The sequence below is a fragment of the uncultured Thiocystis sp. genome (assembly GCF_903866365.1).
GTDB lineage: Bacteria > Pseudomonadota > Gammaproteobacteria > Chromatiales > Chromatiaceae > Chromatium.
In genome coordinates, this window is record NZ_CAIPNF010000424.1 from 1 (window position 1) to 11,795 (window position 11,795).

Annotated in this window: 12 protein-coding genes and 2 pseudogenes; 9 read left to right on the forward strand and 5 right to left on the reverse strand. The window is 63.6% G+C overall.

Going from position 1 to position 11,795, the window contains the following annotated elements; all coding sequences use genetic code 11:
- Window positions 1–299: 299 nt before the first annotated feature.
- Window positions 300–524, reverse strand: coding sequence for a hypothetical protein (locus QZY07_RS23260; RefSeq protein WP_295408100.1), 225 nt, complete (start codon window positions 522–524; stop codon window positions 300–302).
- Window positions 525–749: 225 nt separating this feature from the next.
- Between QZY07_RS23260 and QZY07_RS23265 the strand changes: the two genes are divergently transcribed.
- On the forward strand, window positions 750–992 hold the full coding sequence (locus QZY07_RS23265; protein WP_295408102.1) for a hypothetical protein: 243 nt from the start codon (window positions 750–752) through the stop codon (window positions 990–992).
- Between the two features lie 92 nt (window positions 993–1,084).
- On the opposite strand, the gene QZY07_RS23270 is transcribed toward QZY07_RS23265, so the two are convergent.
- Window positions 1,085–1,828: a CHAP domain-containing protein gene (locus QZY07_RS23270; protein ID WP_295408105.1), complete on the reverse strand. Its 744-nt coding sequence runs from the start codon at window positions 1,826–1,828 to the stop codon at window positions 1,085–1,087.
- A gap of 234 nt (window positions 1,829–2,062) precedes the next feature.
- Here QZY07_RS23270 and QZY07_RS23275 point away from each other — a divergent pair, with 234 nt between their 5' ends.
- The 6 genes from QZY07_RS23275 to cobJ all read left to right on the forward strand — a co-directional run bounded on the left by QZY07_RS23275 (window position 2,063) and on the right by cobJ (window position 9,176).
- Window positions 2,063–3,457: an integron integrase gene (locus tag QZY07_RS23275; protein ID WP_295408107.1), complete on the forward strand. Its 1,395-nt coding sequence runs from the start codon at window positions 2,063–2,065 to the stop codon at window positions 3,455–3,457.
- Window positions 3,458–3,745: 288 nt separating this feature from the next.
- Entirely contained in the window at window positions 3,746–4,915 is a 1,170-nt protein-coding gene (locus tag QZY07_RS23280; protein ID WP_295408109.1) for a cobalt-precorrin-5B (C(1))-methyltransferase, read from the forward strand.
- Window positions 4,908–6,212 (forward strand): precorrin-6y C5,15-methyltransferase (decarboxylating) subunit CbiE, encoded by a 1,305-nt coding sequence (gene cbiE / locus QZY07_RS23285; RefSeq protein ID WP_295408111.1) that lies wholly within the window; start codon window positions 4,908–4,910, stop codon window positions 6,210–6,212. The genes QZY07_RS23280 and cbiE overlap by 8 nt, the downstream gene beginning before the upstream one ends.
- Window positions 6,213–6,980: a precorrin-2 C(20)-methyltransferase gene (gene cobI, locus QZY07_RS23290; protein WP_295408113.1), complete on the forward strand. Its 768-nt coding sequence runs from the start codon at window positions 6,213–6,215 to the stop codon at window positions 6,978–6,980. It abuts the gene before it with no gap.
- Complete coding sequence (locus QZY07_RS23295; RefSeq protein WP_295408115.1) at window positions 6,977–8,254, forward strand: cobalamin biosynthesis protein; 1,278 nt, start codon at window positions 6,977–6,979, stop codon at window positions 8,252–8,254. Before cobI ends, QZY07_RS23295 begins: the two co-directional genes overlap by 4 nt.
- Window positions 8,247–9,176, forward strand: a complete 930-nt coding sequence (cobJ, locus tag QZY07_RS23300; RefSeq protein ID WP_295408118.1) for a precorrin-3B C(17)-methyltransferase — start codon at window positions 8,247–8,249, stop codon at window positions 9,174–9,176. The genes QZY07_RS23295 and cobJ overlap by 8 nt, the downstream gene beginning before the upstream one ends.
- Before the next feature lie 19 nt (window positions 9,177–9,195).
- Here the strand turns inward: cobJ and QZY07_RS23305 are convergent, their stop codons facing one another.
- The 3 genes and pseudogenes from QZY07_RS23305 to QZY07_RS23310 form a co-directional block, all read right to left on the reverse strand.
- On the reverse strand, window positions 9,196–9,348 hold the full coding sequence (locus QZY07_RS23305) for a hypothetical protein (protein ID WP_295408124.1): 153 nt from the start codon (window positions 9,346–9,348) through the stop codon (window positions 9,196–9,198).
- A gap of 10 nt (window positions 9,349–9,358) precedes the next feature.
- Window positions 9,359–9,418, reverse strand: a pseudogene (locus tag QZY07_RS27580) (hypothetical protein); the annotation flags it as partial.
- An 86-nt stretch (window positions 9,419–9,504) separates the two neighbouring features.
- Window positions 9,505–10,248, reverse strand: a complete 744-nt coding sequence (locus QZY07_RS23310) for a ferredoxin--NADP reductase (RefSeq protein ID WP_295408120.1) — start codon at window positions 10,246–10,248, stop codon at window positions 9,505–9,507.
- Between the two features lie 151 nt (window positions 10,249–10,399).
- On the opposite strand from QZY07_RS23310, the gene QZY07_RS23315 reads away from it, so the two are divergent.
- Together QZY07_RS23315 and QZY07_RS23320 are read left to right on the forward strand one after the other, a co-directional pair.
- Entirely contained in the window at window positions 10,400–10,948 is a 549-nt protein-coding gene (locus QZY07_RS23315; protein WP_295408122.1) for a glutathione peroxidase, read from the forward strand.
- A gap of 197 nt (window positions 10,949–11,145) precedes the next feature.
- Window positions 11,146–11,795: pseudogene (locus tag QZY07_RS23320) on the forward strand (Fe-S oxidoreductase); the annotation flags it as partial.

The following is an 11,795-nucleotide window of genomic DNA, read 5'->3' on the forward strand; positions in this document are numbered from 1 at the left end:
GCGGACAGATCCCCCTGAATGGGGAGGGAGGGACCAAGAGCGCACGTTCGCCAACCTGGCGTTTGATTTCGCGGACGAGGCAATGTCGATCAGGGAGTCTCGCTACTACAGCGATTTTTCGTGTAGCGGGGAAGCCTAACGACTAGGTTAAGCGGCCCCGCTGGCACGGCATTGTAGAATAAGCTCCGCCGCGTCTGCGGGGTCCGCTCTTAAACCGCTTGTTAGGTCCATGTTTGATTGCAAGACTTGACCCTGATGTTCGTGATGTTCGCGTGGTCTGTCCCTCATTTCCATTAGCTTTATCCCCAATTTATATGAACTTCAGTCAAGCCCGTAATCCCAACTCTGTATCCCAGTTTTTCTAATTCTTCTTTGAGATATTTAGCAACGCTGTGACTGTTGCAGTCTAAGATTGTATGGTCTTCACCATTAGCTATTGCTTTTTTTATTATTTTTTTAGCCATTTTGACCATTTTTATACCTTCCACTCTTAGTAATTCGGCTTTAGCTTCACTTGCTTTCATATATTCCTCAATCGAGAATGTGCATGCAGTGGTATAACGCCAAGGTTATACTCGCTTTGACGGCCTTTTCAGAGGGCCGATGTGCTATCAGTCGTGACGGCCTTTCATAGTGCTCCGCCCTTTTTTTTTCTTCTTCTTGCTGCGGGCGCCAACATTGCCGACGCTAACTACAATTAGGCTTTGCTGCTCATATTTTTGATTTCATGATCCGCAACGGAGTTTGATGTGAACAAACGAGACGAGAAGAAAAAAGCATGGGACGACTGGCATGGTGATTTGCATCCTAATGATATTCCGTCGCAGATTAATCCATCGTTTGATGTCGGGTTTGATGCGGCATGGGATGCGATCATTTCCGAAGTGCGCCATGCGCTGACATCGCTTGATAGCCTCGCTGATTTATGGGGCGACGAGGCGATTTTCCGTCGGTGTCGGGATCGGCTTCGGGATTTGACTCGCGAAGCCTAACGTAAAGCCTAAAGCGGCGCGCGCCCTGATGACGCTGAGTATTAGCACGACGCCCGTGGCGCGCGCTCGCTTTTTAGGCGAAGGTTAGGCTTCTACTTCTTGATATACCCGTAGACACCCATCTCTGAAGGCTTTTTTGTACGGCTCGTTACCTTACAAGATGAATAGTTAGCTTCTTCGATGGTGATCTTTGAGCCGTCTACTTTCTTAACATAACTTACATGACCGTAAGGGTAGTAAATGTCATGTATGGCAACGCGACCAGATGCGGGTTTGCTTTCGTTCTTCTTGGCCTTCTTCTCCCATATATAGGTCATCCCAGTTGGCAGCCAGGATGCGCGACAGTTCCGCACCCATAAAACGCAATTGCATTTATGTTGGGAGTCGCAGGAAGCAGCGGATGCCTTTGAATTGGTAGTACGCGCTACTGTTGGGGAAATCTGTCCCTCGCGATTGACAGACTGCAATTCAGGGTCAGCGAATACATAGACAGCAAGATGCAGGCCATCGTCCACAACTGTGTTGCGGTAGTAAACACCATCCTCCTCTGTGACATACCCGACAGCTTTCTTGTTTTCGTCATCGCCGCTCTTGATATCTACATCTTCTAAAGTACCGGCTAAACAGCTAGCTGTGCTCGCGTAGCATGTATCTTCGACCCAGGTTTCCAAGTCTACGAAGCTATCAGGCTTCTCAATACTGTAGCTGCGGTAAGTTGGGCTACCATTCAGTCCAGCGGCAGTTAAGGGTATAACCCAGACACACAACACAAGTGCTGCGACTATCACACCGTATCGAGTGGCCTTGGTGTTAGACGCCGTTCCGATATCGCTCATAATAGTTTCTCCAAGTAACAGAGTCGCCGGAAGATGAATGGTTATGGCTTCCCGTTCCGGCCGCGAAAAGCCTAACAGTGAATTAGACAGAATCCGTCATTTTGGTACTAGACAGATTCCATGTTTGTCGTACTAGACAGATTCAGCCTAATCTCCAAAACTATCACGGTCAGCGCTGGCGGACTTGCCCGCCCTAGATTCCGCGTTCCGTGACGTTTCGCCGGAGAGTAAGCCATGACGCAAAACCCGTCAACCCATGAGGAAAAAGTCCGCTCCTTCTGGGATCGCTATCTGAAAATTCTTCATGAATCAGGCGTTCGGCCGCCTTCTGACCGCTGGATGGTGATCCGTGCGGAGCACTACATCGCGGCCTATCCCGACCGCAAACTCGCGGATCAATCGCCCGAAAACGTGGACGCCTACCTCGCCGAATTGGGACGCCAACCTGGATTGAAGGACTGGCAATTCCGTCAGGCGGTCGATGCTATACGGAATCTGTTCATCCTGGCGGGCGTGAACTGGCTGGAGCAAGTGGACTGGGAGCACTGGCGGGCGTCGGCGCGCGGCTTGGCGCCGAATCATCCGACCGTGGCAAGGGACTACCTGCCGCTACCGGGCGGTCAGACGCTCGCCACGGACGACCCATCGCTCGCGTCGCTTCGCCAGACGCATGGCCCGCTTCTGGAACGGGTGATCCGGACCCTGCGCGCGCGGGGCTATGCAATCCGCACGGAGCAAACCTATCTGCATTGGATCCTGCGCTATCTCGGTTCCATCGGACAACGGGAGGCAACGGATGCCGGGGCGGAGGAGGTTGCGACCTTTCTGGAATATCTGGCGGTGGAACGCAAGGTCTCGGCCAGTACGCAGAACTTGGCGCTCAATGCGCTGGTGTTTCTCTATCGGGAGGTGTTGAAGCGCGAGGATCTGAATCTGGGCGAGTTCGCGCGGGCCAAACGCCCGCGGCGTCTGCCGACCGTCCTGACGCATGCGGAGGTCACGGCCCTCTTGGCGCGACTGACGGGGACACAGCGACTGATGGCGTCGCTGATGTACGGGACTGGGATGCGGTTGATGGAGTGCGTGCGCCTGCGGGTCCAGGATGTCGACTTCGGGTATGGTCAGATCACGGTGCGCGACGCCAAGGGCGGGAAAGATCGGGTGGTGCCGCTGCCGGAACGGACGGTCGAGGAGTTGCGCGCGCATCTGGCGCGGGTGCGGGATCTGCACCGGGCCGACCTTCAGGCGGGAGGAGGCGAAGTCTATCTTCCCGAGGCATTGGGGCGCAAATACCCGAGCGCGGGGAAGGATTGGCGCTGGCAGTACGTGTTTCCGAGCGGCCGACTGTCGACCGATCCGCGCGGCGGGACGCGACGCCGTCATCATCTACACGAAAATGCCTTGCAGAAGGCGGTGAATCGAGCCGCCCGCGAGGCGGGGATCACGAAACGGACGGGCACTCATGCTCTGCGCCACAGCTTCGCGACCCATCTGCTGCAAGCCGGTTACGACATCCGCACGGTCCAGGAGTTATTGGGCCATGCGGATGTCTCGACCACCATGATCTATACGCATGTGTTGAATCGCGGCGGCAAGGGGGTGAAAAGCCCGCTGGATACGCTGGTGTGAATCGGCGCTGTTTGGGGCGAGCGGGATGCTCGGTCAACCGTTCTCGGTTTGAGCCGAACCGTTGCGCCTTCTCCGACCGGAAAGCTACCGCCGCGTTCAGCCATTCGTGGCGAGTCATTGGATTTCCGGGTACGCTTGATGCCTTGCTCGCTGGCCGCCGGTCGTGACGGTTCGCGCGGCAGAGTCAGGAACGCCGACGACGCATCATCCATGCGAGGCGCGCGCGGACCGACGCGAATTGATTGACCTTTTCCGATGATCGACCTTTTCCGGAAATCACCTTAAACCATGACGGACGACGATCACGGTTCGCCGACCGCCGATCTGGCGCCTGCGGTGCGCAAGGGCGACCGGCGGCCTGGCCGCGAGGGGCGCAGCGGTTACACCACTGGGGCCAATGCGGCGGCGGCGGCGCTGGCGGCCACCCTGGGGCTGGCGCGGGGCATGGTGCCGACGCGCGTGGCGTGTCTGCTCCCCAACGGACAGCGCGTGACCTTCGCCATCGCCGAGGGGCGGGTGGAGGGCGACCGGGCGCGGGCGGTCTCCATCAAGGATGCCGGCGATGACCCGGACGCCACCAATGGGGCGCATCTGACCGCCGAGGTCCGCCGGATGCGCGGGGGCGGCGGTGTCGTGACGCTGGACGGCGGGCCTGGGGTGGGCATCGTGACCTTGCCAGGACTCGGGCTGACGGTCGGCGCGGCGGCGATCAATCCGGTGCCCCGGCACAATATCGTCGCGAACGTCCAGGCGGCCGGCGCGCGGATTCTGGCGGCGGGCGATGGACTGGCGGTGATCGTCTCGGTCCCCGGCGGCGAGGCCATGGCGCGCAAGACCCTGAATGCGCGCCTCGGCATCCTGGGCGGGATTTCCATCCTGGGCACCTCCGGCATCGTGCGTCCGTACTCGACTGCGGCCTTCCGCGCCAGCGTGGTTCAGGCGATCGGAATGGCGGCCCGTCAGGGCCAGACCACCCTGGCGCTAACCACGGGGCGGCGCACCGAGCGGGCCGCCATGGACGCCTTTCCGGCGCTGCCCGAGGTCTGTTTCATCCAGATGGGCGATTTCGTGAAGGCCGCCTTCACCGCGGCGGTGAAGCACCGGATGGAGCACCTCATCGTCGGGGCCATGGTCGGCAAGCTCACCAAGATGGCGCAGGGTCTGCCGGTCACGCACGCCTGGCGCGCGCCGCTCGACCGCGATCTGATTGCCGATGTCGCCGCCGGCATCGGCGCGCCAGCGGCTCTGGTCGCACTGATCCGTGACGCCGCGACCGCCCGCTTCGCCGCCGAGCGTCTGGAATCGCTCGGGCTGGGCGTCGAGTTGCATCGGGCGCTCGCGCGGCGGTCGCTTTCGAGTCTGCGCCGCTGCTATCCCGGTCCCCATCGGCTTACCGTGCTGGCCTGCGATGTCGCGGGCCTGCCCATCGTCACCGTTGTAGAGGATGCGCATGTCTGAACCCTGCTCGCTGATCGGCATCCTGGACGATGGCTGGGCCGGTCTCTCGAAGATCGCCCGCGACCGGCTGACAGGCGCGGAATGCGTCATCGGCGCCCGGCGGACACTTGATCTGATCGCGACTCAGCTGGCTCCGGGGGTCGAACGGTTAGCGATGGACGGCGCGCTGGAGCAGGTTCCCGGCTGGGTGTGTCAGGCTCGGTCGGAGGGACGCCGGGTGGCGGTGCTGGCTACCGGCGATCCGCTCTGTCACGGCCTCGCGGGGCGGTTGCTGGCCGCGCTGGGGTCGGACAGCCTGGAGATTCTGCCGACGCTCTCGACCGTGCAACTCGCCTTCGCCCGTCTCAAGCGTCCCTGGCAGGATGTCCATCTCGCTTCCTGTCACGGCCTGTCCGCCGGCGACTGGGCGCTCGACGCCACGCCTGGGCATCCGCTCTATCGGGTACTCCGCGCCGTGAGCCAGAACCCCTTGGTCGCGGCCTTCACCAGTCCCGCAAACGGCCCGGACCGGATCGCGCGGGCGCTGCTGAACCTGGGATATGGCGACGAGATCCGGCTGTCGGTCGCCGCCCGTCTGGCCCGGCCGGATGAGGCGCTGTTCCCGGATCTAAGCCTGACGGAGGCGGCCGGGCGTCGCTTTCCCGATCCCAACCTGGTCATCGTCGAGCGCCGCGCCGAATCCGAGCGGGAGCCGCTGTTCGGTCTCACGGACGACGGATTCGCCCAGCAGACCAGCGTCGATGGGGACAAGGCCGGACTCATTACCAAACTGGAGGCGCGCGCGGTGAGCCTGGCCAAGCTGGGGTTGCGCGCGGACAGTAGGGTCTGGGATATCGGCGCCGGTTCCGGGGCCGTCGGGCTGGAGGCCAGCCGTCTCGTCCATCGGGGCCATGTCTGGGCGATCGAGAAGGATGCGCGCCGGGCGGCCGATGCGAGGGCCAACGCGCGTCGGCTGCGCGCCAGTAACTACAGCCTGTTCGAGGGCCGGGCGCCCGCGGGTCTGACGGACTGGCCCGACCCGGACGCGGTGTTTGTCGGCGGCTCCGGCGGGGCGCTGACCGAACTCGTCGAGCAGCTCCGGGAGCGTTTGCGACCGGGCGGGCGATTGGTGCTGAATCTGGTCACGCTGGAAAACCTCGCCACCGCGACCGCCGCGCTTGACCGTGCCGGTTTCGCTTGGGATCTGATCCAGCTTGGCGTCGCCCGCAGTCAACCCATCCTCGATCTGCATCGGCTGGCGGCCTTGAATCCGGTGTGGATTCTGACCGCGATCCCGAACGTCCCGGAGACCTCCTGAATGACTGAACCACCCATCAATCGCCCCGGCCGCCTGATCGGCGTCTCGTTGGGGCCGGGCGACCCGGATTTGATCACGCGCCGCGCCTGGTCCGCGCTGCGGTCGAGCGCCTCGGCCGCGCTCGGCGCGGGCGCCCGCTGGGTCTATCCGGTCAAGGGCCGGGGCGCGGAGTCCTACGCCCTGGAGATCGCGCGCCGCGCCGGACTCGTGGTGCCGGCGGACGCGGAGGCGCTGCATTTCCCCATGACCAGCGAGCCCGCGGCCCTGGCATTGGCCTGGACCCGCGCCGGGCTACGCTGCGCCGAGTTACTCGCCGAGGGGCGGGATCTGCTGTTTCTGGTCGAGGGCGACGCCTCCACCTATTCCACCTTCGGCCATTTGGCGCGGGCCGTTCGGGGGCTGGACGCGGGGATCGGGATCGAGGTCATCCCCGGCGTCACCTCCTTCCACGCCGCCGCCGCGCGGATCGCGCAGCCGCTGGCGGAGGAGGGCGAGACCTTCGCCGTGATCCCCGCCGCCGTTGGCCTCGCGGGCATCGAGCGCCTGCTCGACGAGGTCGATACGCTGGTTCTGCTCAAGGTCAAACCGCTGCTCGATCCGCTGCTGGATCTGCTCGAACGACGCGGCCTGCTGGAACAAGCCTGCTTCATCGAAAAGGTCGGCGCGCCGGACGAACGCATCGTGCGGGAGGTCGGTCGTCTGCGCGGCGCAACGGTCGCCTATCTGTCCCTGCTGTTGGTGCGTCGTCCACCGCGTTCGGCACGATGACGCAGCAACCATGCCTCGACGCGGACCTGCGCGCCCGCCACCCCGACCGGATCGCCGTCCTGGCCATCACCCGCGACGGGATCGCCCTGGGCGGACGGATCCTCGGGGCCATGCCCGGAACGCACCTGTTCGCCCCGGAGTCCTTCCGCCGTCCCGCCGAACCTGGCTCGATCCGCTGGTACGGCAACCCGACGCGGGAGCTGATCCCCCTTCTCCTCGCAGAGTTCGACGCACTCATCGCCATCCTCTCGCTGGGCGCGTTGGTGCGGCTGATCGCGCCGCATCTGCGCGACAAATACCGGGATCCGGCGGTGGTGGCGCTCGACGCGGCCGGGCGTTTCGCGATTCCCGTGCTCTCCGGTCATCTGGGCGGGGCCAACGCCCTGGCGGCACGCCTCGCCACGGCCCTGGGCGCGACGCCGGTCATCACCACTGCCTCGGACGTGCAACAAACGCTGGCGGTGGATCTGCTCGGCCGCGAGCTGGGCTGGACGCTGGACGCCAGTCCCGAGGATCTGCTGCGCGCGAGCGCCGCCATGGTCAACGGCGAACCGGTCGCGCTGATCCAGGAGGCCGGCAGTCCCGGCTGGTGGCCCGGCCATGCCAACGGACGCAGCGGTCCTTTGCCCGACAACCTGCACTGTCTCGCCTCGCTGGACAGGCTCCCTCTGGAGCCCTATCGGGCGGTCCTCTGGATCAGCCATCGCCTCTTACCCCGGCTCGCGGGGTTTGCGGGTCCGGTGATCATCTACCGGCCAGGTTGCGACGCTAGCCCAACAACTGGCGCGCCTGAAGCCCCTCGCCCCAGCGGGGAGGGGGACACGGAGGCGATACTCACGCGCCGCCCCGTCAATGGCATGTCGGCAAGCGCCTCCCCACGCCTGTCCCTCGGTCTGGGCTGCGACCGAGGCACGTCAGTCGCCACCCTGGAACACGCCGTCGCCGAGGCCCTGGCCGCCATCGGCGCCGATCCCGCTCAGGTGGCTCGGGTGGCGAGCATCGATCTTAAAGCGGACGAACCCGGACTCGCCGCGCTGGCCGAGCGTCACCGCTGGGTCATCCGCTTCTATAGCGCCGAGCAACTTGCTCCCATGCGGGTGCCCAATCCATCGGAAACCGTCCGCCGACACACCGGAACGCCGTCCGTGAGCGAAGCGGCCGCGCTGCTGGCCGCAGGCGCGGACGCCGGCGATCTGCTGCTGGAAAAACACAAGATCGAGGATGCCGACGGCAAACATGCCACGGTCTCCATCGCGAGGATCGTCCATGACTGACAGGACACACCCCGGCAAGCTCTTCCTGGTTGGCATCGGCCCCGGCGGACTGGAGCACATGACCGGCCGCGCCCGCGCCGCCATCGCCGAGGCCGACACGCTCATCGGACACGCGACTTATCTGCGTCTGGTGGCAGAACTCGTCACGGATCACACCGTCGTCCGCAGCGCCATGACCGAGGAACTGGACCGGGCGACCCAGGCGGTGGAACTGGCTCGGTCGGGCCGGATCGTGGCGCTCGTCTCCTCCGGCGACAGCGGCGTCTACGGCATGGCCGGGCTGACCTACGAGATGCTGTTCCAGACCGGCTGGACGCCGGAGACCGGCATCGCGGTGGAAATCGTCCCCGGCGCCACCGCGCTGACCACCTGCGCGGCCCTGGTCGGCGCCCCGCTGAGTCATGATTTCTGCGCCATTTCGCTCTCGGATCTGCTGACCCCCTGGCCGGTCATCGCCCGGCGTCTGAACGCGGCGGCGATGGCGGATTTCGTGGTCGCGCTCTATAACCCCAGGAGCGGACGACGCTCGCGCCAGATCCTGGAGGCCCAGCGTTTATTCCTCTGTCATCGTCGCCCGGATACGCCGGTGGCACTGGTGCGGTCGGCGTATCGTCCGCGCCAGACGGTGGAACTTATCACCCTGGCGGAGTTGGGCGAGGGCGAAATCAGCATGCTCACCACCGTCCTGATCGGCAACAGCCAGACCCAGGTCCACCACGGGTTGATGATCACCCCACGCGGTTACGCCAGCAAATACGACCTGCGCGACGGTGCGACCCTTGAAGGCGAGCGGGTCGGTCAGCCGCTGTCCACGGGACTCGATGGATGGATCGCGGAGCTGCGCGACAGCCGCGCAAGCGTCGCTGAACTCGCCCGGCGTTTTCAACTGCCCGAAGCCTATCTTGCCGACCTGCTCCGATAAGGCGAGTGCGGAAAAAGCGTTACCGCTCCACCGCGTCGCGGTCGTCGCGTTTGCCGAGGAATGCGCCGGCGATCTCCTCGCCCGCGCGCCGACCGGAGTGCAGCGCCCACTGGATCGAGGGCGCCGACTGATCCCTGGCGATGGTCGGTGCGCACGCGACCGCCGACCCCATCGGCCGCCTCCAGCACCAGCGGTTCCAGTCCGCTGGCGCGCAGCCTGAGCGCGCAGGCGAGTCCCGCCAATCGGCCCCGACGACGATCGCGTCCGCGTGCATGACATCACCTCGTGTGTTCTTCGCGTCCTTTGCGGTTCGCTGGGCGCATTCGGGTCAATGGTACTGCTCGGTGGTGTACTGGCCCGGCGCGTGACGGCGATGACGGACGAGTCCGCGCGCCTCCAGGATTGCCTTTGCGTCCTTGATCATGGCGGAGTTGCCGCACAGCATCACATGGCTGGTCGCCGGGTCGATGGTCGCGCCGACCTGGGCCTCAAGCTGACCGCTGGTCAGGAGATCCGTGATGCGGCCGGGCAGGGCGCCCGGATCCCGCTCGCGGCTGACGGCGGCAACAAAACTGAAGCGCTCGCCATAGCGTCCGGCAATCTCGGCCAGGGTTTCGCCATAGGCCAGGTCCGCTGCCTGACGCACGCCATGCACCAGGATCACGCGCTTGAAACGCTCCCAGGGCTCGGCGGTGCGCAGGATCGAGAGAAAGACGCCAAGCCCGGTGCCGGTCGCGAGCAACCAGAGCGTCTCGGCCGGTTCCACCGTGTCCAGGGTGAAGATGCCGCCCGCCGTGGCCGTCATCCAGACCTCGTCGCCGGGATTCAGGGCGGAGAGCGGCGGGGTCAGCGGGCCTTCGGGCACCTCGTTGAAATAGATCTCCAACGGGCGATCCTGGGGAGCGTTGACCAGCGAGTAGGGTCGGCCGATGCGTTCGCCGTCGATTTCGAGCGCGACCTTGATGTATTGACCTGCCTTGAAATCGGCGATCGGCGCGTCGAATTGCAGACTGTAGAGACCCTCGGCCCACTGATGTTTGCCGATGACTTTTGCTTTGACCCAATCGTTCATATCCGTTCCGTTATCCGTGGTTGATCGTTGCCCGCGAAAGGCGGTTGAGGCGTTGAAAACATGATCGGTGCGGGTGCGGGTATTGCAATCCCGCCCGGACCGCCCGACCTGATTTTCCTGTCCCGTCCATTCTCAACCGAAGAGCTCGTTCATGAAAAATACTCTGTTTGCGCTTGGCCTTGCCGCTGTCAGCGCCACGGCGGCGGCGGCCGATCCGAAAAGCTGTTCGTCCCTGCTGGATCTCGATGTGCGCCGACTCGCCGGCGAGGAGACCGTAAACCTCTGCGAGGCGTATCAGGGCAAGGTGATCCTGATCGTCAACACCGCCAGCAAGTGCGGTTTCACGCCTCAGTACGAGGGTCTTGAAGCACTCTATCGCAAGTATAAGGATCAGGGATTCGTCGTTCTCGGGTTCCCGTCCAACGACTTCGCCAATCAGGATCCTGGATCGGAGGAAGAGATCCAGAAATTCTGCCGCCTGACCTATTCGGTGGAGTTCCCCATGTTCGAGAAGGTCAGCGTCAAAAAAGGCAAGGCGGCCCCCCTGTTCGAGCGACTCGCCGCGGCTGGAGCACCCTATCCGAAGTGGAATTTTTATAAGTATCTGATCGACCGCAACGGCAATCTCGTCGATCACTTCATCAGCACCACCGGACCGGAGAACGCCAAGGTGGTGAAGGCGATCGAAAAGTTGCTGTGAACGAAGCCGCGTCCGGGGCCGGACCGCGCGTTGTTGCGTTGGCTTGTCCGCGGACGGGTCGAACGGGCGTCACGACAGACGCGGTTTAAAAGGGCAGGGCGATGATGTCGATTTGCAGCGGCGATTGGAACGCTGCTTCGTCTATCTCTATTCTTAGCTGAGTTATGACCACTAAAAACTGACATGGAGCGAGAACCATGGCGACTCCCATTCGGGAGGGAAGCCTCGAAGCGCCCACCCGCCATCCCCTCGACTGGCAAAACCCCTCATTCTACGACGATGACGTGCTCTTCCATGAGTTGGAGCGCGTCTTCGATATCTGTCACGGCTGCCGCCGTTGCGTGAGCCTCTGCCAATCCTTTCCGACCCTGTTCGATCTGGTCGACGAGTCCGAAAGTCTGGAGGTGGACGGCGTCGCCAAGGATGATTACTGGAAGGTGGTCGATCACTGCTATCTGTGCGACCTTTGCTACATGACTAAGTGTCCCTATGTGCCGCCGCATGAGTGGAACCTCGACTTTCCGCATCTGATGCTGCGGGCCAAGGCAGTCAAGTACCGGCAGGGCAAGGTCAAATTCCGCGATCGGGTGCTGACGAGCACGGATCGGGTCGGCGCGCTGGCTGGCATTCCAGTCGTCAACGGTCTCGTGAACGCGGTCAACGCAAACCCGCTCGGGCGCCGCGCGCTGGAGGCGGTCCTTGAGGTCCATCGGGACGCCCGCGTCCCCGAATACCGCAGTCGGACCCTGCGCAAGCAAGAGCAGGCGCGCATCGGTCGGACCGCGACGGGCGAGCCGGCCGGAACCACCACGGGCAAGGTGGCGCTCTTCGCGACCTGCTATGGCAA